Origin of the sequence: Pseudoalteromonas sp. P1-7a (assembly GCF_001401855.1) — a bacterium.
Lineage (GTDB): Bacteria > Pseudomonadota > Gammaproteobacteria > Enterobacterales > Alteromonadaceae > Pseudoalteromonas.
In genome coordinates this window covers 1-24,125 of the sequence record NZ_LKDU01000022.1, presented here as the reverse complement: position 1 = coordinate 24,125, position 24,125 = coordinate 1, and the positions used below count along the sequence as shown (strand labels likewise).

Here is a 24,125-nt window from a genome sequence, read left to right as displayed (position 1 = left end):
CCTTTTTATCGCTCTCTCATGTATGTTGCAATTGCTTCAACATTTACATTTATATCGTCATAGCCAGTAGGGTCAACCTCAATAACTGCTCTCCACCTTGCTTGGTCGATATCTCTATAAGCCACAACAACACCCACGTAACGGGTATTTCTATTAAGGCTCATTTTGTATTTTTGTACTGAGTTTGGTTGTAGTTCTAGCTCATCTTTTTTAAGTAAATCTGGGCCTAATAGTTTTTCAGGTGTTTCGTATAAACTAAAAAAATCCTGAGTATCAAAAATAGTTCTTGAACTTAGTTCAAATATTTTCATGACAACTGGCGACGGTCTCTCTGATGTGTCGGGATTTACATCTTTAGAAACATTAATAATTAAATCAGTTGAAGGCGGCACTATTTTGTTAACGGTGGTACACCCAACCGTCAAAAAGAGTAGGCTAATGCTCATAAAAAAGAGCTTAAATTTAGTCATTATTTACTTTCCTTCCTAAAACGTTTCTTGAGTTTTATCATTATAAGCCTTTAAAAAATCGTCAGATAACGCCATGGCACCTTTGGCATTTACGTCCTGTGCTAACTCTTCATGAAGGCTTTGGTATATCTTCCAACATTTTGCTTCTGACTGGCCTGGAATAATTTTTAATACATTCGAGTTTTCGTTTACTTGCTGGGATATCTGCTGAGGAGAAACCTGCTCTAAAATCCCTTTAAGTACACCATCAGCTCCTGCTAATAAAGCATGTTCATGTCTTCGAGTATCAGTAAAGCTTTCTTTAATTGATTCACGAGACGACAGGAAGCTTGCACTATTTCTGATGAATAAATTCTGAATAACATCATCAATATCTGCAGAAAACTTAATCGGGTTATTTTGTTTAGTTTGAAACATGGTTTGATTCAAGCGTAATTGATTTTTTACCAAAGCTCGTTGTCTTAATGACTCCATTAACTCGTTTAATAATAAATTTAAGCTTTGACCCATTTCGAACCATAACTCAGGTGTATTGAGAGCATTTTGAAGCTCAGCTTTAACACCTAAACCTTTTAAAAACGCCTCAGATAAGGCGGAATTAGCGCTTGCGGTACTAGCCTGTGTTTGCGATTGTTTTACTGGCTGCTTAACGGGTTCTGGTGTTTTTTGTGGCTCAACGTTAACGGGTAGCTCTGCCACTGCAATATCATCAAAATGGTTTTGCGGTGAGACTGATACATCAGGGTTCATTAGATGTGATAATTCATCCCAATTTTCAGGAATTTGATTATCAGGCTGTGCCATGCTTTCTTCTTTCATTGAAACAGAAGGCATTGACTCATCTAAAATAGATTCATTTAAAAATAAATCACTTGAAGAAAAATTATCTATTTCGGGTGCTGGAGCACTATTTCTTAGTGCAAAGTCATCCGTATTAGAGCGGGCTTCTGTGTATGCTGTCGTAGATTGAGAATCAGCTAACTCGACTTCAATTTGAAAATCCCCCACAGTAATTACATCACTGTGCGCTAAACGGTGTTTATTACCTTGACCAAGCGCAGACACGCCAAAATTAACAAACGTTCCGTTAGTGGAGGTATCGTATAAATAAAACGAATCGCCTTCTTTTTCGATACGGCCGTGCCGGCTAGAGATTATTTTTTCAGGATCGGGCAAATGCCAATCGCACGTTTCGGACCGGCCGAAAATAAGGGAGTGTTTAGTTGTTTTAGAAGCTTCAATTTCAGGCGAGAGTCTATGATAACTAGTTATATTTAGTATCAGTTCCATTTGATAAGTCAGTCCCATAAATCTACATTTTCAGTAGGATAAAGTAGAAGCGAAACTATTGTCAACATTGAAATTAATATATAAAAATATACACAGATATTTAAATTTGAAGACAATGATAAATTTAATAAACCTAGAAATATGAAATCCAATAATTAAACTCCTGTTTGAATGTTCCTTTTTCAGCACACTTCCGCAAACTTTATCTCATGAAAAATAAAGTGAATGATTATCGCTGAATGTACCTTTAACGCCTTTTGCAGCGGTTTTAAGGAAGTTATTTTTTAAGTTTAAAAATAAAAATAAGTTTTAAGTGAGTTTCAACAGACGACGTAACCGATTTTGTATGAAACTTCTACGCCAGAAAGATTGCTAAAGTAATCTTTTTTTGTAAAAATACTGCAGTTATCAAAGGGAGAATTGATAAAAACGATAAAAATTCACCTTTGCAATTATTTATATATACACAATAAAAGGATTTATAATGAGCGGTATCAATAACTCTAACGATAAAACTCAGATAGCGTCGCTTGATTCAAATCTCAAAAAGCCACAGGCTAAAAATAAACTAAACCTAATTGGTAAAAAAATATCAGCTCGTTACTTGGTTGAAGAATTAATTGGCCAGGGCGGTATGTGTTATATCTATCGTGCAAGGGATTTATTTTTAGAAAGCCCAAGTCGCCCCGAAGTATTTGTTGCAATAAAGGTGTTACTCGAAGAGTTTTCACACTCAGAAGAGGCCATCACTCTCCTTAAAGATGAAACCACTAAAACACAACAGTTAGCCCATCCCAATATTGTTAAAGTGTATTCTGCAGGTTCAGATGGCGATCTTCATTATGTAACGATGGAGCTTGTTGAAGGTGAAACACTTGAGCAAATAATAAAAAGAAACAAACCCACAGGTATGGTGTTTAAAAAAGCGAAGGTGATTTTAGAGCAATTAGCTAATGCCCTGATTTACGCACATGCACGCGGTGTCATCCACAATGATTTAAAGCCATCAAATATTATTTTTGATTCTAACGGCAACTTAAAAGTGCTTGATTTTGGTATTGCAAAACATAAAACCATTGAAGATGCTTATGCTGTTCAAAACGAGCAAAATGCTGCTGTTGTAGGTGGTTACACTCCCACCTATGCAAGCCCTGAGCAACTTAAAGGAGCTGAGGCTTCAGTTAAAGATGATGTGTTTTCTTACGCATGTATAGCGCTTGAGCTATTAAGCAGCAAACATCCATTTAATCGTGTAGCAGCTGATAAACTAGCGAAAGATACCTCAGCAAAACGCCCTAGTAACTGTCCGTTATGGTTATGGGGTAGCTTAAATAAAGCAATTGCATTAAACGCGTCTGATAGATTAAGCTCGCTCAATCCCGTTTTAGCTAAATTAAAGCAAAATTACAAACCGGCTGTCGCATTAGTCGCAAGCTTGGTAATTGCCTCAGTATTGGTAGGGCAATATTACTTATCTAATAACAACACTATAAAACAGCTCGAAGCTAAGTTAGACAATGCTCAAGCTATAAACCAACAAGTAAAAACATGGATGTCATGGAATGGCCCCAGCATACTCGATAAACTTTCTGAAATACCGCCACAATACGACGTTTTAAAACAAGGGTTATTGCGTGTAAATCAAGAGAGTGTTTTGCAAAGTTTCGATGGTATGGCTAATCAGATAAACAATAGTGGTGGCAAGTTTAAGAACTTCGACGAAACTATAGATGTTTACACGCAAGCACTTGAATACTACCCTGACTCAGAAAAGCTCTCTGTACAGCTTGAGAGTATTTTAAGAGAAAGGCAATCTATTATTTTTGATATTACATCACGAATTAATCTACTTTTAGAACAATCTCGTTATAACGAAGTTGATAATAATAGTATTCCTCAGCTAATTATTGATTTAAAACAGGTTGATGACACCTACGTCTATCAACCTTCGCAAATTCACTTTGATAATTACAAGCTAGCGCTCGAAAAAGCTATAGAAGAAGACAACGTTATTGAACAAAAATCGTTATTAAACGTAGGGAAAGCTATCTTTACTGATACGCAAAAACAAGAGCTGCAATTTGCTGAACTGCTCAAAAGAGAGGCGGCAATCGACGCTCTTAGCTCGTATCAAGAAAGAATCAATAAAGGCCTACAAGCTCAATTTCCAACAGCGGATGCTATTGTATTTTACCAGCCACGCTTTGATCGCTACACAGAAAAACTTGAAAGCGTTGAGCAATACAAAGAACTATTAGAATTTGAAGAGCAAATTAACGTGGAGTCAGTGGATTTACCATCAGACTTTTCGCTTTTGGTTTCTTTAAAACAGGAGTTATCTAAACGATACATTACAATGGCGAATACCTTAATGAAGAGAAAGATGTATCGTACTGCCGAGCAACTAGTAGAGCGAAGTGAAGCCATTACTCAATCACTTGATAATGTTTTATTGTAACTTATTAACTATAAAGCAAAGCGATTGTGGCTTTGCTTTTACAATACACTTTAAAAGTTGATGAACACTTAGTTTTACCGACGAAAGTCAAGGATGACGAGTTAAGCTAACGCTTGTACTCCTCCATGATATTTCGCAATTTTAATTACTATAATGATTTATGGAGTACCAATGAAAAAAATAACCGCACTAGCAGCATTACTCATTTTAAGTGGCTGTGCAAACACTTCAAATATGAATGAAACTGAACAAAAAGTTGAAGACAATGTTGCCGATGTTCAAGCTGAAGTAGCCGAGGTGGTTGCTCCAATCTCACTTACCGTAATTACTAACCCTAATGACGCGCGCGTGCGTATTATGAATATCAAACCGGTATACCAAGACGCGATTGAACTAAAAGAAGGTGAATACGATATTGAAGTAAGCAAGCCTGGCTATCAAACTTATCGTAAGTGGGTCGTGGTTGATAAAAAAACCATACTTACAGTTAATCTAGATGAAGTAGCAAAAACTGAAGCTGCAAACTAAACACCATGTAAATTGTATTTATGCCTTTAAATACGCATTAATTTAAAGGCATAACTCTCGCATTTTCTTCAAACAATATAATACCCCCTATTACACTCACATTCCCAAAAATACATAGCCATAACACCACTATAAAACGTCGCTTTTGCGATTTATGCCTAAGCCATTGCTGTGCAATGAGTGCACCGGGCCAACCGCCAACTAGCGCCAGTATATGTAGTGTGCGCTCAGGTGTGCGGTTTACTTTTTTATGCGTTGATTGCTTTGCTTGTCGTTTATCCCAAGCGTAAATTATATATGTGATTAGGCTCAGTGAGCTTATATAACCTGGTACATAAATAGGCAAGTACTGAGATAGATACGCAAGCCAAATCACAGCCAAAAAAAGCAGTGAGAAGATGATTAATGTTTTATTTATCAATTCATGATCGCCTATACTAAAAAGAGTTAAACCAAAATAATAAGAGCCAAATTATGACATACTTTAAAGCCCTATTTTTAGTATTATGCTTATACGTCTTTAATAGTTACGCCGCTGATACCCCAAGTAACCTTGATAAAGAACTCGCTGTATTTAAACCTTATTTAGGTACTTGGCAGGCCGATTTTAAAGTGCCTGAGGGAGCCAAACCAGTACAAGATATTGGTCGATGGGAGCGAGCATTAAATGGTAAAGCGATACATACCAAGCACTCTATTAATGAAGGTGAATATGGTGGTGAGTCGATGATTTTTTACGACAGTAAGAAAGAGTCGTTGGTGTTTTACTATTTCACTACCGCAGGTTTTTACACAAAAGGCACCATGAAAGTGCTCAGCCCTACCCAATTTGTTGCGTATGAAGAGGTAACTGGCAGTAAAGAAGGCATTACTAAAGTACGCTCGATAAGCGAGCTAAAAAACGATGCGTTTGTTGTTTCAACGTCTTATTTAAAAAAGGGTGAATGGACTAAACCTGAGCAACGTACTTACACACGCAGCACTAAAGCCGTTAAATTTAAATAACGTTGTATTTAAAACACAAAAAGGCAGCTCAGGCTGCCTTTGTCATTTATAAAACCGCTATTATTTAGCAAACTTTTTAAATGGTTCATCAACGGGTGTATCAGCAAGGTGGTTAGTGTAGTTGCTCATTACTTTTTGCGATAAACCAACAATAATTTCTAGTAGTTGCTGTTTACCGTAACCTGCTGCAAAAAATTTCTCAATTTGCTCATCGCTAATTACGCCGCGATCACGTGTCATTGCAAGTGTAGTCTCACGCAAAGTTTCAAGTTTTGCATCTGCTAGTGGTGTTTTGTTTACTAGTGCATCTACAATATCTTGGTCAACTTTCATTGAAGCGGCAATTGCGCTGTGCGCTGGTACACAGTAATGACACTCGTGCTCAACGTTAATTGTTTGCCATACCACAGTTAACTCTTCTGCGTTAAACGACGTTTTTTGAAATAGCTCATGCAGTACTTGGTAGCCTTTAAGTAACGTAGGCGCCTCTGCCATTACTGCGTGAAGGTTAGGCAGCATGCCAAATGCGGCTACTGAATCAGCCATAAGCGATTTTGATTCTTCAGGTGCGTTGTCTTGGGTATATAACGTAAATTCTGCCATGTTCTGCTCCAATAAATTAATGTGTTTGAGTAACCTGAACTCTGGATAATAAATCTATCTCTAACAGCTATTTTCAGCGATAACTGCGTTGAATTTACTTGCAATAGGCTAGCTATTGACGCGTAAATTCGCCTTGTTTTCACTAAAAACCTCTGGCTAGAGAAAATAACGTTTAATATCATCATGAAGAAATATGTTAGTAAATCTCTTAACCAGAGTTCAGGTTAAATAACTTCGAGACACATACTATTTGATTTTGAGCGACTGTTCAAGTTAAAATTGAGCATACGTTCAAAATAGTTGAGATTAAAATGGCTAACAAAGTTAAATTTGAGCGCGATAATGTAATTCGCGTTGCAAGCCAATTGTTTTGGGAAAAGGGGTTTAACGCCACCTCAACCCGCGATTTACAAGAAGCTATTAACATGCGCCCTGGCAGTATATATGCGGCGTTTGGCTCTAAAGAAGGCTTATACAGCGAGTCTTTAAAAGACTACACAGTACAAATGAAAAGCCAAATTGATGGGTTTTTAGCAAGCTCTGACTCTGTTTTAGGTGGTTTACGTGCGTTTGTAGAAAACGTAATTATTAAAACCAAAGACTGTAGCCCAAGTGCTATTTGTATGTTGGTAAAAGCAAACAGTGAATTTGCAGAAAAAGATGCCTCATTATATGAGCTGAGTTTAGACTTATCGGCAAAGTTTGAAGCCTATCTAACCAGCTTGTTTGCTCAAGCTATTAAAAATAATGAGCTGAGCAGTAACCTTACGGCTCTTGAATATGCGCAGTTTTTTCAGGTGCAGTTTACTGGGCTACGTGGCTATTTTAACCGCCCAGGCGTTGATCAATTAGCGCAGCCGATGATCGACCAAATGTTTACCTTGATCAAAAAGCTATAACTTTTCGCATTACTCACTGCTAAAGTCTCAACTAAAAAAAGCGGCTAATTCGCACGAATTAGCCGCTTTTTTATTTTTTAGAACAAACTTCACTTATGTTTTAAGTTTATTGAGCTCGCTATCTTGTTGCGCTACCAATGCATTAAGTGCTTCACTGCTGTCTCCCGCTTGGGTAGATAAGTCAGCAAGCTGCGATGCGGCATCAGAAATAAGCGTAAGGTTACGGTTTATTTCTTCTGTTACTAGGCTTTGTTCCTCCGCTGCGGTGGCAATGTGGGTAATTTGATTTGTAATTTCATCCACTTTTACTACAACACTATGCAGCGCATCAAACGCTACTGAGGTTTCGTTTACAGCACTCTCAGCACGTATAACACCATTTTCAATCACGGTTGATGCGTTACCTACTTCAGATAGTAAACTATCGATAAGTTGGCTAATATCATCGGTAGATGAACGTGTTTTAGAAGCAAGTGCACGCACTTCATCGGCAACCACTGCAAAGCCACGACCATGCTCGCCCGCACGTGCGGCTTCAATGGCGGCGTTAAGTGCAAGTAAGTTTGTTTGCTCTGAAATGGTTCTGATCACATCTAAAATTTGCGTAATATCTTTACTACGCGACGCCACTTTTTCAACCGCTTGGTTGGCTTCTTTTATTTCTTCAGACATGGTTTTAACTTGGCTCATAGCCGATGATAAGCTCGACTCACTACTTACCACTAAACCATTTATTTCATCCGCTTGTTGAGCAGATTGCTCAGAGGCTCTGGCCACCTCAAGTGCGGTGGCGCTCATTTCGTTCATGGCCGTTACTACGCTTTCAATTTCTTGAAATTGCGATTGCACGTTATGTTTTGTATCAATAGCAATATGCTGTGCTATTTCGCCTTGCTGCTTAGTTTGAGATGAAACATCTTTAAGCTCTGCAATTAAGCCACGCAGTTTAGCTAAAAAGGCATTAAAACCACCCGCAAGCGCTATTAGCTCTGCGTGGGTGTCAACATGCAGTGTATGCGTTAAGTCACCTTCTGAGCTGGCAAGGTTATCAACACGTTGTTGGATTTGCTCAAGCGGTGCAACCACGCTACTTACTACTATTTTCATAATAATAAAGGCAATTACAGCTATCACACCGCCCGTTATTAAAATAACTAAACCTAACTGGTTTGCCGAGTCGCTCATATTTTTTGCTAACGCATTAGGCCCTTCCAGCGCTAAATTACTTGGCACTTCAATAAGTAGGCTCCACTGAGTGTTAGCCAGTTTAATGTTAATTGGGTAGTTAACTAAATACTCGCTAGGTGTTTTAAAGAGGCCATGTTGCCCTTTAAATTTAACCAGCTCACTGTAAGTATTGCTACTAACTGCTTCTTTAAATGGGCGCCCTAATTTAGATTTATAATGACTGCTGCCTACAATTAAACCTATGTCACTTAAAAGTGTTACTTTTGCTTGGCCGTTATAAAGTTCGCTCGAGAGTTTTTCGGTTAAGCCCTGAAAAGTAGGTAGCGTTAAATCAACACCCGCTAAACCAATAAAGCGGCCTGATTTAATAATTGGCACCGTTAATGAAGTAAGCATAACAGAGTCGCCAGAGGGGATTTCGTAAAGGTACGGTTCCATAATACAAGGCTTTAATGTGTCTTTTGCACACAAGTACCAGTGGGCCTCGCGAATACCAAACTCGTTTAACGATGTTAAATATTTATCAGCGGCATTAGCTACTTTTTGTTGCTCAATATTGCCGTTTTGGTCGCGCGTTATATACACTTCTAACGTACCATCGCCATTAACAGAGTGTTTAAAACCTTGTGTAAATTGCGCGTCTTGCCCATCAAATGCGTTAGCTTCAAACTGCGAATAAATAGACGATAAAAATTGATTCTTCTCTAAAATAGAGCGATTAATGTTCACCACAGTATCGCGATTTAGCGTTTGAGTTTTAGCTGCATCACCAAGCAATGCGGCTAAAGAATTAGGCACTCGGTAAGCTTCATTTATAAACCCAGCTATTTTTTCACCGTAAGCAGCCGCATTTGCATTAAGCTTTTGCTCAACCTCAGCCACTATATAATCTTCAGATTCTTTTGCGAGCGCTTCACTGTTTGATGACATTTGCCACCACAATACGCCAGAGAGAACCAGCACTGTTAAAAATGTACTACCGACGGTTATCCACAACAGCTTTTTTGCTAACGAGATTTCTTGCACTTAAATTGCCCTTTAATTAAAACTACCGCTACAGTTTAGTAGATCTTGAAAATGAAGCTATTAAAATCGTTACGAAAATAAAAACTAATACAAACGTTTAGCTTTTATTTTTGGTTAAAAAGGCCGTGGCTATAGAGGCCAAAATAAGCAAAATTACACTTGCCCATAAACATGCTACAAAACCATAAACCTGAAATACCCACCCCGAAAGCACCGTGCCTAGCAAACGGCCCATTGCATTGGCCATATAATAAAAGCCAACATCAAGCGATACACCATCGCTTTTAGCAAAGCTGACAATTAAGTAGCTATGCACTGAGGAGTTAACAGCAAATACACCGCCAAAAATAAGCAAACCTATAATCAGCGTGGCATGAACGGCCACCTCAAGTTGCATAAATAGTGCTAATAGTGCGGTTACACCACTTAGCAGCAACACCCATAAATAGGCATGTTTAACGGTATCAACACTTGAATTACTGGTGCCGGTAATACGCGGCGCTTGCGATTGCACGCCGCCATAACCAATAACCCAAAGTGCCATAAAGCCACTAACCCACCAAAAGTTCCAATTAAACTGCTGAGCTAAATAAATTGGTAAAGCCACTACAAACCAAACATCACGCGCGGCAAACAAACATAACCGTGCTGCGCTTAATAAATTTATTGCACGGGATTTAGAAAATAGCTCTTTAAACTTGGGCTTATTTTTAGCCTTGCCCATGTCGCCTTTTAAAAATACAACGCTAATAATCCACGCAATAGTAAGTAGTAGAATAAGCGCCTTCAAAGCACCTACAAAACCCAATACCGTAAGGAGTAAACCACCTAAAAAGAAGCCGACCCCTTTTAACGCATTTTTTGAGCCTGTTAAAATAGCCACCCATTTATAAAGCTGGCCTTGTCCGCTTTCTCCCTCGGGCACTAAGTGTTTAATGGCACTTTTGGCGCTCATTTTATTTAAATCTTTGGCTATGCCACTAAGCGCTTGTGCTGCCATAACATAAGCCACTGTGAGCCACTCACTTGGCGCGCATAACATGGCAAGGGCTATTATTTGCAGCGCCAAGCCAAAGTTCATGGTTTTATTAAGGCCTAAATGAGCCCCAAGCCAACCGCCCACTAAATTGGTGATCACACCAAAAATTTCGTAAAACAAAAACAGCATGGCAATAGCCAGCGCACCATACCCTAACTGATGAAAATGCAGCACCACCAGCATACGTAGTGCGCCATCGGTTAAGGTAAATGCCCAGTAATTACCGGTTATAATTAAATACTGTTTTATTGCTGTAGGTAAATTAGCAAGTTGCTCAAACATGGTTTACGCCCTTAAAACCTTATAAATGGTTAAACCAAATCGCTTTTAGCAACTTTTAGCATAAGCTCGGCGGTACGATTAGCGTAGCCCCATTCGTTATCGTACCAAGCGTATAATTTAAGCTGGGTATTATTAATAACCATGGTAGAGAGCGCATCAATAATGCTACTGCGTGGATCGGTTTTGTAATCAATCGAGACCAGCGGTTTTTCTTCGTAACCTAATACACCTGCAAGCTCGTTTTTAGATGCCTGAGCAAACCATTCGTTAACCTCAGCGGCAGTTACACCACGCTCAAGCTCAAATACACAGTCGGTAATGGATGCGTTAGTTAAAGGTACGCGCACGGCATGGCCATTTAACTTACCTTTTAGCTCAGGGAATATATGCGTAATGGCAGTTGCACTACCTGTTGTGGTAGGTATTAAACTTGTCCCGCACGAACGGGCACGGCGTAAATCTTTATGTGGCGCATCAATAATCGTTTGGGTATTGGTAATATCGTGAATAGTGGTCATTGAGCCGTGTTTAATGCCTACTTTTTCTTGTAGTACTTTTACAATAGGCGCTAAACAGTTAGTCGTACACGACGCCGCAGTCACAATTTTGTGCTCATCTGGGTTATACAAATTATCGTTAACCCCCATAACCACATTTAAAATGCCGTTTTCTTTTACTGGTGCGGTTACTACAACGCGCTTAACACCTTGTGCTAAATATTGGTTTAACAGTTCAGTGGTTTTCATTTTACCGCTGGCTTCTATTACTACATCGCAATCAGACCAATTGGTATCACTAATGGTTTTGTTATTGGTAACGGCAATAGTGTGTTTGCCCACACTAAAGCTATTTTCGTTTGCTGTAACGCTGTGTGCTAAACGCCCGTGTACTGAGTCAAACTCTAATAAATGAGCATGTGTTTTAGCATCGCCTGCAACATCGTTTACTTTAATAAATTCTACTTCTGGCCATTCTAATGCTGCGCGCAGTGTTAAACGTCCCATGCGGCCAAAGCCGTTAATACCTACTTTAATTGTCATAATAAATACCTTTAGTAAAGTTAAACCAATGTGTTTAATTAACAGCAGATTGCTGCACGCTCTGGGCGATTACCCATTGCATTGAGTCGATTTAAATCATCGCTAAAAAATGCAGAATTTTCGTTTCGTGTTTGTGTTAGTACGCTAATAGCCCACTCAGGCAAGGCTTTGTTAATGCTGTAGTAAACCCATTGATTTTGCTTACGGCCGCTTAATAAGCCACATTGCCTAAGCTGCGCTAAATGGCGCGACACTTTAGGTTGGCTAAGTTCAAGCGCGGCAACAAGCTCACACACACATAGCTCTTGCTCATGGCTAATTAATAACATGGCTTTTAAGCGCGTATCGTCGGCTAAGCATTTGTAAAATTGAAGTGGGTTGAGTTGTTCCATAGCATCCTCGTTTAGTTAGTGTGCATACAATAAAACAAAACAAGAATATATGAAATATTGAATATACGATTTTCCGTATATTTATTTAAAAGCCCGCTTCAATTAATGTGATCTCTAGTAAATTGCAGCGCACAAAAAGCCCAGTGGCAAACCACTGGGCTTTTGTAGCGTTTTTGTATGGGCATACTTGGTGTGCTTTATCGCTGCGCCATTTAAAGCCTTATGCTAACAAGGTATTTACGCAGGTCTGTGCGATAAAAAGATGCCCTACGCTTTGATCTACTTCATAAGCAAAGTCTAAATCAATAAGCAGATACATTATATATTGTGCCTGCACAGTAGCTATTGAGGTAATTACCACTAAGTTGCAAAAGAAAGCGCAAGATGATCAAGTAATGCTCGTATTCTTGCCGGTAAGTGGCGATTTGAAGCATACACTGCGTTTAATTCCAATATGCTTGCTTCGTAGGGTTCGAACAGTAACTGCAATGAACCGTCTTTTACGTAAGGCTCTGTCACGTATTGTGGGCCCATGCCTATTCCCAGCCCTTGAGAAGCCATGTGGGTTACTGCTCTGGGGGAGTTAGATGCAAAATCGCCGCTAACATTAACAGTGAACATATTGCCATCTTCCCTGAACTTCCAGTTTTCAGGGTCGTTTTGAGAAGTTTGTAATAAGCAATTGTGTGTCGCCAGCGCACTGGGATGGCTTGGTTTGCCATTGCGCTTTAAATACTCAGGAGAGGCAAAAAAAACAATACGCATATCCATCAATTTTTTTGCGATCAGCGTTGAATCCTTCAACGGTCCAAACCTCACAGCAACATCCACACCTTCATCGATGATAGCCACATACTGATCAGACAGGTTCAGCTCAACATTAATTTTCGGATGCTGGGCTAAAAATGGGGCCAGTGCATCAACTAATTTAGTACTGCCAAATGCGGTAGGTGCGGTTAAGCGAACCGTGCCAGACAGATCAGACTGCCTATGTTGAATGACATCTTCTAGCTCTTCAAATTGTTCCAACAAAGGTACACATCGTGCAAAGTATGCCTTCCCCGTTTCAGTCAAGGTAACAGTGCGCGTAGTACGGTGAAATAACAATGCGCCGTGCTTTTCCTCTAACTGACCAATATATTTACTTGCTAGCTTAGTGCTAATGCCCAATTGTTTAGCCCCCGCGGTGAACGATTTTTGTTTAGCTACCGCAATAAAGGTGCGCATGCCGTCAATGGTATCCATAAAACCTCGTTTAATATCCCAATCACTTTATGAACATATTGTACATAGTATTTCTATAAATCAATGTATTGTTCACAAGAAATTCGGCGCCTATTATTTGTTCGAACGCAAATGTAAGCCCAAACAAGGCCAGTTAACCTTATACTTAACAGAGGATCTATTATGTCAAATGCAGTCAAAATTCATTCGTTCCCACTTTCAGGCCACGCTCAGCGTGTCGAGTTATTTGCGAACATCGCTGGTATCGCCCACCAAGTAATCAATGTTGACTTAGCCAAAGGCGAGCACAAAAAAGCCCCCTTTCTAGCCCTAAACCCTGCGGGTCAAGTACCCGTATTAGAAGACGGTGACACGGTTATCAGTGATTCAAATGCCATTCTGGTTTACCTAGCACGTAAATACGCGCCGAACTATTTACCTACCGATGCCGTGCTTGAAGCCCAAGTGCAAAAGTTCTTGTCATTGGCGGCTGGAGAAATTGCTTTTGGCCCGTGCAATGCACGCTTAGTTACCGTGTTCAACGCAACCTTGGATGCTGACTTTGCGATTGCTACAGCCCACAACGTGTTGAAAAAACTGGATGCACATTTAGAGGATAGAGCGTTTTTGGTAGGAGATAGCCCGAGCATAGCCGATATCGCTATTTATACGTACACAGCCCATGCTCCAGAGGGTAATGTGTCCTTGGCTGAGTACCCAAATGTTCGTCGCTTTTTAGCAAATGTAGAAGCACTAGATGGGTTTAAGCCAATGGCAACGACTAAAGCAGGTCTCGTTGCCTAACCTATTGACTTACCTTTTTTGACTGGGTGCTAAGCCCAGTCATACCAATCAAGCAAATTAACTTACCCGTATTGGAGGCCCCATGGAACCAAGCAATCACTATGCTCCATTTCACGATGGTGAACGTCAGTTGCAAGCCAGTGTAGGTGCTCTGGAGCAGATGGACAATATTGGCCGTCGCGCAATCCGCCCATACATGCCAGATCAGCATAGGCAGTTTTTCCAACAACTGCCGTTTATGGTGCTGGGTAGTACATCAGATAAGGGGCAACTTTGGGCGTCAATTTTGCCTGGAAAGCCGGGCTTCGTGCAGTCCCCTTCCCCAACTCAACTCACAGTAAACACCCCAATTTTATCAGGTGATCCATTAGCCGCAGCAATCACACAAGGTGCTCGATTGGGTTTATTGGGGTTAGAAATGCCGACCCGGCGTAGAAACCGCGTCAACGCTTGTGTTACTAGCGCAGCGAGTCACCAATTTACCCTAGAAGTTGAGCAATCTTTTGGCAATTGTCCGCAGTATATTCAAACTCGCGACCTTCACTTTATCCGTTCGCCAGATGCGCCATACAAGGCCCCGCGCGCTGAAACGTTTTTTGAGTTAGGAGATGCCCTAAAGACCTTCATCTGCCAAGCGGATACGTTTTTTGTTGCCAGTTCTGCGGATCACGAACCTGCAAACAAAGTAAATCGCCAGGTATCTGCCCATAATACTATGGGGGTTGATGTGTCACACCGTGGTGGCATGCCAGGTTTTATAAAGGTTGACGAAAACACCCTCACCATTCCTGATTATGCAGGGAATAACTTCTTCAATACGCTGGGTAATTTCCTGTTAAACCCCAAAGCGGGTTTACTGTTTATTGATTTTACCAGCGGCGATGTTTTTATGTTAACCGGCACAGTTACCTTGCTGGCGAGTGACTCACCGATAATTAAAGGGTTTCAAGGTGCTCAGCGCGGCTGGCAATTTACCCTAACCCAAGGGCTGACATTAAAAGCGGCACTTCCATTTCGCGCTCAATTCGATAGCTACTCCCCCAATTCTGAGGCAACGGGTACTTGGTCACAGGCAGAAGCAATCGTTAAAGCACAAGCTAAACGCAACCAGTGGCGCGCATTTACCGTCAGTAAAATCGAAGACGAGAGTAGTACAATCCGCTCATTTTACTTGCAGCCAAAAGATGATTCTCCCGTACTGCCATTTTCCCCAGGGCAACACTTAACCCTGCGTATTAAGCAGAAAAATACTGAAAACTGGCTTGTGCGCAATTACACTGTATCCAGTGCCCCATCGCAAAGTGGTTACCGTATTTCAGTAAAACGTGAAGAGTATGGTCTGGTATCAAGTACCTTGCATTCTCGAATATCGATTGGCAGTGAAATACAGATTAAAGCACCAAGCGGCCATTTCTTTATCGATAACACACAACAGCGCCCAGCCATTTTAATAGGTGCGGGTGTGGGCATTACACCAATGGTGGCCATGGCAAATGATGCACTTAATGAAGGTATTCGCACTCGCTATATCCGCCCAATGGCAGTAATTCAAGCCGCAAAAAATAGTGAGCAACGCGCTTTTTATGCAGAGCTGAGCAACATTGCAAAGCGCAGCGCTGGGCGTATTCAGTATTATTCTGTATTAAGTCAAGCGCACAGCAATCAAACGCAAAACGCTCTTGTGTCGAACGACTACACTTCCCAAGGGCGAATTAGCCAAAACTTGGTAATGGACGTACTTAATGCAATAGCCACAGAGCATAACATCGATTTCCCATCGCTGTTCGACAAAGACTTTTATCTGTGTGGCCCCCAAGGTTTTATGCAAAGTATGTATGACTTACTGATTGGTATTGGGGTAAAAGATGAAGATATTCATGCCGAAGCGTTTGGGCCGTCGTCTTTAGCACGCCAATCAGCAGATACCAGCAAACACGCTGAGCTAGAGGCTGAATCTGCTGTGGTAAAGTTTGCCCACTCAGGTATTGAACAAAGCTGGAATAAAGGTGATAGCTCCTTGCTAGAGGTGGCCGAAAGCAAAGGGCTTACGCCACCATACAGTTGCCGCAACGGCCAATGTGGATCGTGTACGGTTAAACTAAAAAGTGGTGCTGTAACGTATCGCACCAAGCCAAGTGCATATATTGACCCATCAGACGTATTGTTATGCTGCGCGGTGCCAGCGAAAGATTCCGACATTGTTATATTAGATTTGTAGCTCAATTAATCAGGCTAATATTCAAAGTCACTTATTGATGAAACCTATACAAGTTTTTCAACGTTACTTTACCCAAAGAGGATTTAAACATGAGTACACGCCCACCACTGCCCCCTTTTACCCGCGAAAGCGCCATCGAAAAAGTGCGCCTAGCAGAAGATGGCTGGAACAGCCGTAACGCTGAAAAGGTATCACTTGCTTATACAGTGGATACCAAATGGCGTAATCGCAGCTCTTTCGTGAACAGCCGCGAAGAAGCCGCAGAATTTTTAACAGGAAAATGGGAAAAAGAATTTGAATATAGGCTGATAAAAGAGTTATGGGCTTTCACTGAAAATCGTATAGCCGTGCGTTACGCGTATGAGTGGCACGACGACAGCGGCAACTGGTTTCGCTCCTACGGCAACGAAAACTGGGAATTCGATGAAAATGGTTTAATGCAAAGCCGCTTCGCTTGCATCAACGACTTACCCATCAAAGAATCAGAGCGCAAATTCCACTGGCCACAAGGGCGCCGCCCCGACGATCACCCAGGGTTATCGGAATTAGGGTTGTAAGCACACCCGATAATGGCGATACAGACTATAAAGCCAGCCTTCTATAGGCGTTCTTGCAGAACGCCTTAACCCTTTTCATCCTCCCAACATTTTTCAGCATTAAAGAGCTGCTTACTTAATCACTGCAATGACAAATACAACTGTGTCAATTGCTGGTACATGGGTTAATTTAATCATGCTGTTTTCATGTATTTATAAAGCTATTTAATAAACTTTGCTTACAAAAAAGCCCAGTGGCAAACCACTGGGCTATTACAATGCTAAGTAATCAGTTAATTAAATAACCGAAAGCTCTACTTCAATGTTGCCGCGTGTAGCGTTTGAGTATGGGCATACTTGGTGTGCTTTATTTACAAGCTCTTGCGCTGCTGCTTTATCCATATCACCGAGCGATACTGCTAATTTAACTGCAATGCCAAAACCGCCCTCAATCGCGCCAATAGAAACTTCAGAGTTAATATGCGTATCACTTGGTAAATCAATTTTTTCGCTACCGGCTACAAATTTTAGTGCGCCAATAAAACACGCTGCGTAACCAGCTGCAAATAATTGCTCTGGGTTTGTGCCTTGTCCATCATCGCCACCTAGCCCTTTTGGGGTTGATAAGTTTACATTTAAACGGCCATCGTCTGATTTAGCTACACCTTCACGGCCACCGGTTGCAGTTGCTTTTGCTGTGTAGGCAACGTTTTGTAATACATTCATAGTGAACTCCAAAGTTTATCAATTAATTTATTTTGCACGCAAAATAATAGGGCAAGTAATTAGAGATTGCAAATACTTTGCATGCAAATTAAAATGTTTTTTGAGTTAAAGGTATTAACACGTTGGGAGTTAGGTATGTCGTTTGAGCAATTAAAATTAAAAAATCAGCTGTGTCATAGGCTATATATGGCATCAAATAGCATTGCACGCGCTTACCGTGAGCCTTTAGCTGCACTTAATTTAACGTATCCGCAGTATGTAGTAATGATGGCACTGTGGGAGCAAGATGAAGTAACCATTGCGCAGCTAATAGATAAAACCGCTATTGATGGCGGCGCTATGACCCAAATACTCAAAAAAATGACCGAAAAGTGTCTGCTGGCTGTTATTAAAGACGAACACGACAAGCGTAAACGTCTAATTCAGCTTACCCAACGTGGGCAAGCCCTTAAAAACGAAGCCGCTGATATTCCAAAAAATATATTATGTAAGTTTGAAAGTGTAGACCCCACACAAGCTAAACAGCTTATGCAGCTACTTGATTTAGTAATAAGCGATTTAACAACTAAAAACGATGATGAGTTAGCCAACTAACGCGGTTATTTTTTGTTGAATAAACGCCCTAAATGCGCTGATCACCGGGGTCATTTGTCGCCGGTCGGCGTACATCATATAAAGCGGTAGCGGATCGCTTTGCCACTCGGGGCATAAATGAACGAGCTGCCCACTTGCTAAATCATCAATAACATCTAAGTACGACTTATACGCAATGCCTTTGCCCTCTAGCGCCCATCGTCTAACCATTTCGCCATCGTTAACTATGTGTTGGCAATTTAGCTGCACTTTTTGCACTGCGCCATTTTTATAAAATCGCCATTCTTTAAACACTTCGCCAAAGCGCATAAACGTAATGGTGGTGTGCTGCGTTAAGTTAAGTGGATGTGTAAGCAATCCATTGTTTGCTACATATTCAGGAGAGGCAACTAAAATACGCGCATTATTTAAAAAAAGTGGCGCTGCAATTAACTGCGAATCTTTTGGTACACCAAAGCGCAGTGCAATATCAATTGATTGGCTGTAAATGTCGCTTACTTCGTCACTTAAGTGCAGCTTAAGTTTTACATGCGGGTAGTGTGCTAAAAACTCATTAAGCCATTCACTTAGTTTATTGCGCCCTAAATCGCACGGGGCCGATACCTGTAGCGTTCCTGTTACTTCGCCTACTGCGGTTTGTACTGCAGCTACCCCTTGTTGAATAAGCGAAAGGGAGTCTTTGGCGTAACTTAAAAACTGCTCCCCTGCCACACTTAGGCGTAAGCTGCGGGTAGAGCGAATAAACAATACGTTCCCTAAATCTTTTTCTAGGCGCTTGATAGCTGCACTTACTGCCGCTGGGGTTTGCGCGTTTTGCCTTGCAGCCTCAGAAATACTGGCGCAACTGGCCACATCTATAAAAGTTTGAATATCGTTAAATGATCGCATATTTTCAATTAAAATTTGAAAGTGCTTTAGTTTTTCATGTCTTTTTCTATTTTTCAACTGAGCTATAGTGCTTATAAGTTAAAAATACTTGGTTAAAACCATCAGGAATTCACATGAAAGCATTTGGCTACACCAAAAACACTAAAACGCTTACAGCAAGCTCTATACAAGCTATTGAGCTTGATACCCCAACCGCCACCGGACACGACCTACTTATTGAAGTTAATGCTATTTCGGTAAACCCTGTAGATACAAAAATACGTGCCAATGTAGCGCCAGAGCAAGGCTACAAGGTATTAGGCTGGGACGGCGTAGGCGTTGTAAAAGCCGTTGGCGAGTCGGTTTCGTTATTTAATGTGGGGGATCGCGTATTTTACGCCGGCGATTTATCGCGCCAAGGCAGTAATGCGCAATTGCAATTAGTGGATGAACGTATTGTAGGGCGTGCGCCTAAAACATTAACCGACGCACAAGCCGCCGCACTGCCACTAACCAGCATTACCGCTTACGAAATGCTGTTTGATCGCCTGCAAGTGCCTAAAAATAAGCAAAATACTCAGCAATCTATGTTAGTCATTGGTGCAGCAGGTGGCGTTGGCTCTATTTTAGTACAGCTTGCCAAGCAGCTTACTGGGCTAAACGTAGTAGGTACTGCATCGCGCGAGCAAAGCGTAGCCTGGCTTAAAGAGTTAGGAGCCGATCACGTGCTCGATCATTCTAAAAACTTAAACGAGCAGCGCAAAGAACTGGGTTTAGCTGAGTTTGATTACGTTATTGGCTTAACCCATACCGACCAATACCAAGATCAAATAGTGGAGTGTATTAAACCCCAAGGTAAATTTGCGCTAATAGACGACCCAATATCGTTCGATATTTTAAAATTTAAGCGTAAGTGTATTTCGGTGCATTGGGAGTTTATGTTTACCCGCTCGCTATTTACAACTGCCGATATAACAGCGCAGCACACTTTACTTAATGAAATTAGTGAGCTGATAGACTCAGGTACACTTAAAACCACGCTTGGGCAAAATTTAGGCCCAATTAACGCCGCTAATTTATATAAAGCGCACCAAATTTTAGAATCGCACACCTCACGCGGTAAACTTGTTTTAGAAGGCTTTGAAGCATGAATCAGATTAAAAAAATACTTTTAGTTGCAGCCTGCAGCACCGCGTTTTTAACCAGCAGTGTGTTTGCTAATACCGCTAATCAAAATGCTGATTTAAAAACAGTAGCCACATTCGACGCTCAGCACCCACCGGGTAATATTGCTATTACCCCATCGGGTCGTAAGTTTTTATCGGTACATGGTTTTTACGGCCAAAAACAAAAAATTATGGAGCTATTAAGCGATGGCACCACTAAACCCTACCCTAATAAAGAATGGGCATACGCGTATAAAAACGGTAAAGGCTTTTACGATGTACTTGGCATAAATGTATCTGCCGATGGCGTATTATGGATGCTTGATACATCAGGCCCTGATCATGCTGGGCGTTTAGTTGGTTGGGATACCAATAAAGAGCAGCTGCATAAAATAATTTATTTAGCTAAACCCACCATTACCGACAGCTCGTTTTTAAACGATTTAGTTATCGATAATAAACACGGCGTTGTATACATCGCCGATACCGCACAAGGCAGCCAAGCCGCTATTATTACCGTAAATTTAAAAACAGGTGAGGCGCGCAGAGTATTACAAAATAGCCCATACACCACAGCCGAAAACATTGATATGGTCATTGAAGGGCGCACAATGAAACTAGGCGGTCAACCAGCTCGTTTAGGCGTAAACCCAATCACACTCGACCCAAGCGAACAGTGGCTTTACTTTGGCGCTATGTCTGGCACGTCGGTTTACCGTATTGCCACCAGCGATATTAACAATAAAAGCCTGAGCGCAAGCACCCTTGAGAGTAAAGTAATGCGTTACGGCACTAAACCCATTTCAGATGGCATTATTATTGATGGCGGCGGCAATGTGTATGTTACCGACATAACCAACGGCGCAATTGGCGTAGTAAAACCAAGCGGTAAATACCAGGTATTATTTAAAGACGAGCGCTTAAGCTGGCCAGATGGCTTTAGTTATGGCGCCGATCATAAAATATATTTTACCGTAGATGAGCTACATCGCTCGCCAGTATTAAATGACGGTAAAAATGCCAGCCAAGGAAAATTTAGTGTGCTGTCGTTCGACCCGCTAGTAAAAGGTAAAGTAGGGCGCTAATTACAGCGTATAAAACCCAAGCCACGCACATGCTGCGTGGCTTTTTGGTGCAACTTTTAAGCCTTTTAGCCCCAAAGTGGTGCTAAGCGTTTAAAAGTTATTTTTAGTGGTTTAATAAATACCTGATTTGTATTCATAAAATATTCAATTAACAGTTGGCATAATTCTTCCAAAGTACAAATGTGTTCAGTGAAACTTTCAAGGAAAATACCATGGCTAACCTATACCACACCCTTTACCTATTATGGCGTTTAGACATTAGCGTATGGCAGGTAAACGATCCGAGTAATACCCATACTACGTGCGACAAAGAGCGAGTTTACAGCCGATAAACTTCGTATTGATAGGCTTTGCAAGCACAGCCAATGCGTTGTATTGTTAAGTTACTAAAAACAATATGATTGGAACGTGTATGCACGCCTTAGAAGTAAATTTTGATGGCTTAGTTGGCCCTACTCACAACTATGCGGGTTTATCGTATGGTAACGTTGCCTCGTTAAATAATGCGGCAAGTTTTTCAAACCCGCAAGAAGCTGTGTTACAGGGCCTTGAAAAAATGAAAGCCATGCACGACAAAGGCTTAACACAAGGTGTGTTTGCGCCCCACGCACGCCCCGATCTGAACGTACTACGCCGCTTAGGTTTTACCGGCAACGACTCGCAAGTTATTCATAAAGCATTTAAAGCCGACCCTATTTTATTGCGCGCGTGTTATTCGGCCTCTGCAATGTGGACCGCCAATGCCGCTACTGTGTCACCCTCGCCTGACACCCTCGATGGCAAAGTGCATTTTACCTCAGCTAATTTAAACAATAAGTTTCACCGCTCGCTAGAGCCTGCTACAACTACCCGCTTACTAAAAGCTATGTTTAATAACGATAGCTACTTTGCTCATCACACGCATTTGCCTGCTCAGGGCTTTTTTGGCGACGAAGGCGCGGCTAACCATACCCGACTTTGCGACAGCCACGGCGAGCAAGGCTTAGAAATGTTTGTATTTGGCGCAAGTGCCTTTAATAGCCAGTTGCCAAAACCGGCTAAGTTTCCTGCAAGGCAAACATTAGAGGCCTCAGAAGCCATTTGCCGGTTACATAATTTAAAAGAATCGAGCCAAATTTTACTGCAGCAAAACCCAGATGTTATAGATCAAGGCGTGTTTCATAACGATGTAATTGCAGTAGGTAACGCAAACGTACTGCTTTGCCACCAGCAAGCATTTTTAAACCAACACGATGCCCTGCAAGAAATTCGCGATGCCTACACCGGCAGCAAACAGCTATACATAATTGAAGTACCTACCGATAAAGTAAGCATTAGCGATGCAGTAAGCAGTTACTTATTTAATAGCCAATTAGTAAGCCTAGACGATGGCTCAATGCTATTAGTAGCGCCACAAGAGTGCCAACGTAACAGTGCTGTAAATGCCTACATTGAAGAAATGATTTTAGCGGATAACCCAGTAAACCAAGTGCAGTTTTTTGACCTGCGCCAAAGTATGCAAAACGGCGGCGGCCCTGCCTGCTTACGTTTACGCGTAGCCCTTAACCAACAAGAGCTAAGCGCAGTAAACCCAGAGGTTATTTTAACCGATACTAAATACACTCAGCTTTGTGACTGGGCAAAACGTAATTACCGCGATAAGTTAGGCGCAAACGACTTTGCCGACTCAGCCCTCCTTACCGAAAGCTACCAAGCTCTGGATGAACTAACCCAATTGCTTAACTTAGGTTCAGTGTACGACTTTCAATTAGAAGGTTAATACCTCGTCAGTAAAACTAATGCAAAAATAGCGAGCCGAAGCTCGCTATTTTTATTTGGCTTATGCCAATGCTAATACGTATTTAAGCATCTTTTTAAGATCAGCAACGCGCTTTACCGTAACAGTACGATAAGTTCGTCAATACAAGCGTATATTCAACACGTTTGTGCTGTTGCTTGCTGCCGGTTTAATTGCAAGTAGCTTAAAAACCACATTACCAAGCCGCCTAAAAACAACGCAGCTGCAACATAACCCGTTTGATTAGGTGCTGCACCTTGTGCAATAACAGCCCCGCCAACCCAAGGGCCAATAGCATTTGCGGTGTTAAATGCGCATTGTACTAATGCACCAATCATAGCATGGCCCTCTGGGGCGACATCCATTAATAAAGATTGAATAAGCGTTGCCAAACCCACACTGCAACCAATTAAAAATATTACCGTATACAGCAACCAAACATTGTAACTTGCGCTAACGTAGGCAATGGCAAATACAATGGTGCACACCAGTGCAAGGCCGGTGGTTTTAATGGCAGATTTATCAGCCGCTTTACCTAATAGGTAATTACCTAATGTACTACCAATACCAAACATCACCATGGCGATAGAAATAGTGTAAGGGGCTGTTTTAGTTACATCTAAAATGGTATCGGCAATGTATGTATAAATACAAAACACGCCGCCAAAGCCAATAATAACAATCCCTAAAATAGACCACACCAGTTTATTTTTAAGTACGCCAAACTCGTTAAGTAAGTTAGATGGCTTAGCGTTATCAATATTTGGCACTACTTTGTACACAAATATAAATGCAATAAACGCTAAAACGGCAGCGCCCCCTAAGCAATACCGCCAGCTTAGATTTTGCCCCACCAAGGTAACAATAGGCACGCCAACAATGGTTGCAATGGTCAAGCCCATAAATAC

At 41.3% G+C, this 24,125-nt stretch carries 23 protein-coding genes; 11 read left to right on the top strand and 12 right to left on the bottom strand.

All coding sequences use genetic code 11. The annotated features are described in order from the left end of the window. Window positions 1–5: 5 nt before the first annotated feature. Both tssJ and tagH read right to left on the bottom strand, forming a co-directional pair. Window positions 6–470: a type VI secretion system lipoprotein TssJ gene (gene tssJ, locus AN389_RS13575; RefSeq protein ID WP_055015757.1), complete on the bottom strand. Its 465-nt coding sequence runs from the start codon at window positions 468–470 to the stop codon at window positions 6–8. A gap of 15 nt (window positions 471–485) precedes the next feature. Beyond that, on the bottom strand, window positions 486–1,760 hold the full coding sequence (gene tagH / locus AN389_RS13570) for a type VI secretion system-associated FHA domain protein TagH (protein WP_055018338.1): 1,275 nt from the start codon (window positions 1,758–1,760) through the stop codon (window positions 486–488). Window positions 1,761–2,244: 484 nt separating this feature from the next. On the opposite strand from tagH, the gene AN389_RS13565 reads away from it, so the two are divergent. Together AN389_RS13565 and AN389_RS13560 are read left to right on the top strand one after the other, a co-directional pair. Next, entirely contained in the window at window positions 2,245–4,218 is a 1,974-nt protein-coding gene (locus AN389_RS13565) for a serine/threonine-protein kinase (RefSeq protein ID WP_055020030.1), read from the top strand. Window positions 4,219–4,389: 171 nt separating this feature from the next. Further along, complete coding sequence (locus tag AN389_RS13560) at window positions 4,390–4,746, top strand: PEGA domain-containing protein (protein WP_055015760.1); 357 nt, start codon at window positions 4,390–4,392, stop codon at window positions 4,744–4,746. Window positions 4,747–4,783: 37 nt separating this feature from the next. Here the strand turns inward: AN389_RS13560 and AN389_RS13555 are convergent, their stop codons facing one another. After that, window positions 4,784–5,167 (bottom strand): DUF1294 domain-containing protein, encoded by a 384-nt coding sequence (locus AN389_RS13555; protein ID WP_055020029.1) that lies wholly within the window; start codon window positions 5,165–5,167, stop codon window positions 4,784–4,786. A 53-nt stretch (window positions 5,168–5,220) separates the two neighbouring features. Here AN389_RS13555 and AN389_RS13550 point away from each other — a divergent pair, with 53 nt between their 5' ends. After that, window positions 5,221–5,751 (top strand): hypothetical protein, encoded by a 531-nt coding sequence (locus AN389_RS13550; protein ID WP_055015762.1) that lies wholly within the window; start codon window positions 5,221–5,223, stop codon window positions 5,749–5,751. A 60-nt stretch (window positions 5,752–5,811) separates the two neighbouring features. On the opposite strand, the gene AN389_RS13545 is transcribed toward AN389_RS13550, so the two are convergent. Continuing rightward, the gene (locus AN389_RS13545; protein ID WP_055015763.1) at window positions 5,812–6,354 is read right to left on the bottom strand and encodes a carboxymuconolactone decarboxylase family protein; all 543 of its coding nucleotides are present in this window, start codon (window positions 6,352–6,354) and stop codon (window positions 5,812–5,814) included. A gap of 311 nt (window positions 6,355–6,665) precedes the next feature. On the opposite strand from AN389_RS13545, the gene AN389_RS13540 reads away from it, so the two are divergent. Continuing rightward, entirely contained in the window at window positions 6,666–7,253 is a 588-nt protein-coding gene (locus AN389_RS13540) for a TetR/AcrR family transcriptional regulator (protein WP_055015764.1), read from the top strand. Between the two features lie 93 nt (window positions 7,254–7,346). On the opposite strand, the gene AN389_RS13535 is transcribed toward AN389_RS13540, so the two are convergent. The 5 genes from AN389_RS13535 to AN389_RS13515 all read right to left on the bottom strand — a co-directional run bounded on the left by AN389_RS13535 (window position 7,347) and on the right by AN389_RS13515 (window position 13,465). Further along, the gene (locus AN389_RS13535; RefSeq protein WP_055018341.1) at window positions 7,347–9,467 is read right to left on the bottom strand and encodes a methyl-accepting chemotaxis protein; all 2,121 of its coding nucleotides are present in this window, start codon (window positions 9,465–9,467) and stop codon (window positions 7,347–7,349) included. Window positions 9,468–9,564: 97 nt separating this feature from the next. Further along, window positions 9,565–10,788 carry an organoarsenical effux MFS transporter ArsJ gene (arsJ, locus tag AN389_RS13530; protein WP_055015766.1) on the bottom strand — a complete coding sequence of 408 codons (1,224 nt, stop codon included), beginning with the start codon at window positions 10,786–10,788 and terminating at the stop codon, window positions 9,565–9,567. A 29-nt stretch (window positions 10,789–10,817) separates the two neighbouring features. After that, window positions 10,818–11,828: an ArsJ-associated glyceraldehyde-3-phosphate dehydrogenase gene (locus tag AN389_RS13525; protein ID WP_055018342.1), complete on the bottom strand. Its 1,011-nt coding sequence runs from the start codon at window positions 11,826–11,828 to the stop codon at window positions 10,818–10,820. Window positions 11,829–11,866: 38 nt separating this feature from the next. Beyond that, complete coding sequence (locus AN389_RS13520; RefSeq protein WP_055015768.1) at window positions 11,867–12,220, bottom strand: metalloregulator ArsR/SmtB family transcription factor; 354 nt, start codon at window positions 12,218–12,220, stop codon at window positions 11,867–11,869. 360 nt (window positions 12,221–12,580) lie between these two features. Continuing rightward, window positions 12,581–13,465 (bottom strand): LysR family transcriptional regulator, encoded by an 885-nt coding sequence (locus AN389_RS13515; protein ID WP_055015769.1) that lies wholly within the window; start codon window positions 13,463–13,465, stop codon window positions 12,581–12,583. 162 nt (window positions 13,466–13,627) lie between these two features. On the opposite strand from AN389_RS13515, the gene AN389_RS13510 reads away from it, so the two are divergent. The 3 genes from AN389_RS13510 to AN389_RS13500 all read left to right on the top strand — a co-directional run bounded on the left by AN389_RS13510 (window position 13,628) and on the right by AN389_RS13500 (window position 17,023). Next, the gene (locus AN389_RS13510) at window positions 13,628–14,248 is read left to right on the top strand and encodes a glutathione S-transferase family protein (protein WP_055015770.1); all 621 of its coding nucleotides are present in this window, start codon (window positions 13,628–13,630) and stop codon (window positions 14,246–14,248) included. An 82-nt stretch (window positions 14,249–14,330) separates the two neighbouring features. Then, window positions 14,331–16,466 carry a pyridoxamine 5'-phosphate oxidase family protein gene (locus AN389_RS13505; RefSeq protein WP_055018343.1) on the top strand — a complete coding sequence of 712 codons (2,136 nt, stop codon included), beginning with the start codon at window positions 14,331–14,333 and terminating at the stop codon, window positions 16,464–16,466. 89 nt (window positions 16,467–16,555) lie between these two features. Beyond that, window positions 16,556–17,023: a nuclear transport factor 2 family protein gene (locus tag AN389_RS13500; protein WP_055015772.1), complete on the top strand. Its 468-nt coding sequence runs from the start codon at window positions 16,556–16,558 to the stop codon at window positions 17,021–17,023. Between the two features lie 276 nt (window positions 17,024–17,299). Here AN389_RS13500 and AN389_RS13495 read toward each other — a convergent pair whose 3' ends face one another. After that, on the bottom strand, window positions 17,300–17,728 hold the full coding sequence (locus AN389_RS13495; protein WP_055015773.1) for an organic hydroperoxide resistance protein: 429 nt from the start codon (window positions 17,726–17,728) through the stop codon (window positions 17,300–17,302). 135 nt (window positions 17,729–17,863) lie between these two features. Here AN389_RS13495 and AN389_RS13490 point away from each other — a divergent pair, with 135 nt between their 5' ends. Further along, entirely contained in the window at window positions 17,864–18,322 is a 459-nt protein-coding gene (locus tag AN389_RS13490; RefSeq protein ID WP_055018350.1) for a MarR family winged helix-turn-helix transcriptional regulator, read from the top strand. Here AN389_RS13490 and AN389_RS13485 read toward each other — a convergent pair. Beyond that, complete coding sequence (locus AN389_RS13485; RefSeq protein WP_235575977.1) at window positions 18,311–19,210, bottom strand: LysR family transcriptional regulator; 900 nt, start codon at window positions 19,208–19,210, stop codon at window positions 18,311–18,313. The genes AN389_RS13490 and AN389_RS13485 overlap by 12 nt on opposite strands. A gap of 113 nt (window positions 19,211–19,323) precedes the next feature. Between AN389_RS13485 and AN389_RS13480 the strand changes: the two genes are divergently transcribed. The 3 genes from AN389_RS13480 (at window position 19,324) to astB (ending at window position 23,199) form a co-directional block, all read left to right on the top strand. Next, on the top strand, window positions 19,324–20,340 hold the full coding sequence (locus AN389_RS13480; protein ID WP_055018344.1) for a zinc-binding alcohol dehydrogenase family protein: 1,017 nt from the start codon (window positions 19,324–19,326) through the stop codon (window positions 20,338–20,340). Continuing rightward, window positions 20,337–21,440 carry an L-dopachrome tautomerase-related protein gene (locus AN389_RS13475; protein ID WP_055018345.1) on the top strand — a complete coding sequence of 368 codons (1,104 nt, stop codon included), beginning with the start codon at window positions 20,337–20,339 and terminating at the stop codon, window positions 21,438–21,440. Before AN389_RS13480 ends, AN389_RS13475 begins: the two co-directional genes overlap by 4 nt. Window positions 21,441–21,852: 412 nt before the next feature. Next, window positions 21,853–23,199: an N-succinylarginine dihydrolase gene (gene astB / locus AN389_RS13470; protein ID WP_055018346.1), complete on the top strand. Its 1,347-nt coding sequence runs from the start codon at window positions 21,853–21,855 to the stop codon at window positions 23,197–23,199. 155 nt (window positions 23,200–23,354) lie between these two features. On the opposite strand, the gene AN389_RS13465 is transcribed toward astB, so the two are convergent. Next, window positions 23,355–24,125: MFS transporter (locus AN389_RS13465; protein ID WP_146258085.1), on the bottom strand; the 771-nt coding region annotated here is incomplete at its 5' end.

Excerpts from the sequence above, each read along its gene's own strand:
- AN389_RS13565 (WP_055020030.1), top strand. The coding sequence starts at position 2,245 with ATGAGCGGTATCAATAACTCTAACGATAAAACTCAGATAGCGTCGCTT.
- AN389_RS13545 (WP_055015763.1), bottom strand. The coding sequence starts at position 6,354 with ATGGCAGAATTTACGTTATATACCCAAGACAACGCACCTGAAGAATCA.
- AN389_RS13550 (WP_055015762.1), top strand. The coding sequence starts at position 5,221 with ATGACATACTTTAAAGCCCTATTTTTAGTATTATGCTTATACGTCTTT.
- tssJ (WP_055015757.1), bottom strand. The coding sequence starts at position 470 with ATGACTAAATTTAAGCTCTTTTTTATGAGCATTAGCCTACTCTTTTTG.
- AN389_RS13500 (WP_055015772.1), top strand. The coding sequence starts at position 16,556 with ATGAGTACACGCCCACCACTGCCCCCTTTTACCCGCGAAAGCGCCATC.
- AN389_RS13480 (WP_055018344.1), top strand. The coding sequence starts at position 19,324 with ATGAAAGCATTTGGCTACACCAAAAACACTAAAACGCTTACAGCAAGC.
- AN389_RS13485 (WP_235575977.1), bottom strand. The coding sequence starts at position 19,210 with ATGCGATCATTTAACGATATTCAAACTTTTATAGATGTGGCCAGTTGC.
- AN389_RS13540 (WP_055015764.1), top strand. The coding sequence starts at position 6,666 with ATGGCTAACAAAGTTAAATTTGAGCGCGATAATGTAATTCGCGTTGCA.
- AN389_RS13495 (WP_055015773.1), bottom strand. The coding sequence starts at position 17,728 with ATGAATGTATTACAAAACGTTGCCTACACAGCAAAAGCAACTGCAACC.
- AN389_RS13560 (WP_055015760.1), top strand. The coding sequence starts at position 4,390 with ATGAAAAAAATAACCGCACTAGCAGCATTACTCATTTTAAGTGGCTGT.
- AN389_RS13510 (WP_055015770.1), top strand. The coding sequence starts at position 13,628 with ATGTCAAATGCAGTCAAAATTCATTCGTTCCCACTTTCAGGCCACGCT.
- AN389_RS13475 (WP_055018345.1), top strand. The coding sequence starts at position 20,337 with ATGAATCAGATTAAAAAAATACTTTTAGTTGCAGCCTGCAGCACCGCG.
- AN389_RS13505 (WP_055018343.1), top strand. The coding sequence starts at position 14,331 with ATGGAACCAAGCAATCACTATGCTCCATTTCACGATGGTGAACGTCAG.
- AN389_RS13515 (WP_055015769.1), bottom strand. The coding sequence starts at position 13,465 with ATGGATACCATTGACGGCATGCGCACCTTTATTGCGGTAGCTAAACAA.
- AN389_RS13525 (WP_055018342.1), bottom strand. The coding sequence starts at position 11,828 with ATGACAATTAAAGTAGGTATTAACGGCTTTGGCCGCATGGGACGTTTA.
- AN389_RS13490 (WP_055018350.1), top strand. The coding sequence starts at position 17,864 with ATGTCGTTTGAGCAATTAAAATTAAAAAATCAGCTGTGTCATAGGCTA.
- astB (WP_055018346.1), top strand. The coding sequence starts at position 21,853 with ATGCACGCCTTAGAAGTAAATTTTGATGGCTTAGTTGGCCCTACTCAC.
- arsJ (WP_055015766.1), bottom strand. The coding sequence starts at position 10,788 with ATGTTTGAGCAACTTGCTAATTTACCTACAGCAATAAAACAGTATTTA.
- AN389_RS13520 (WP_055015768.1), bottom strand. The coding sequence starts at position 12,220 with ATGGAACAACTCAACCCACTTCAATTTTACAAATGCTTAGCCGACGAT.
- tagH (WP_055018338.1), bottom strand. The coding sequence starts at position 1,760 with ATGGAACTGATACTAAATATAACTAGTTATCATAGACTCTCGCCTGAA.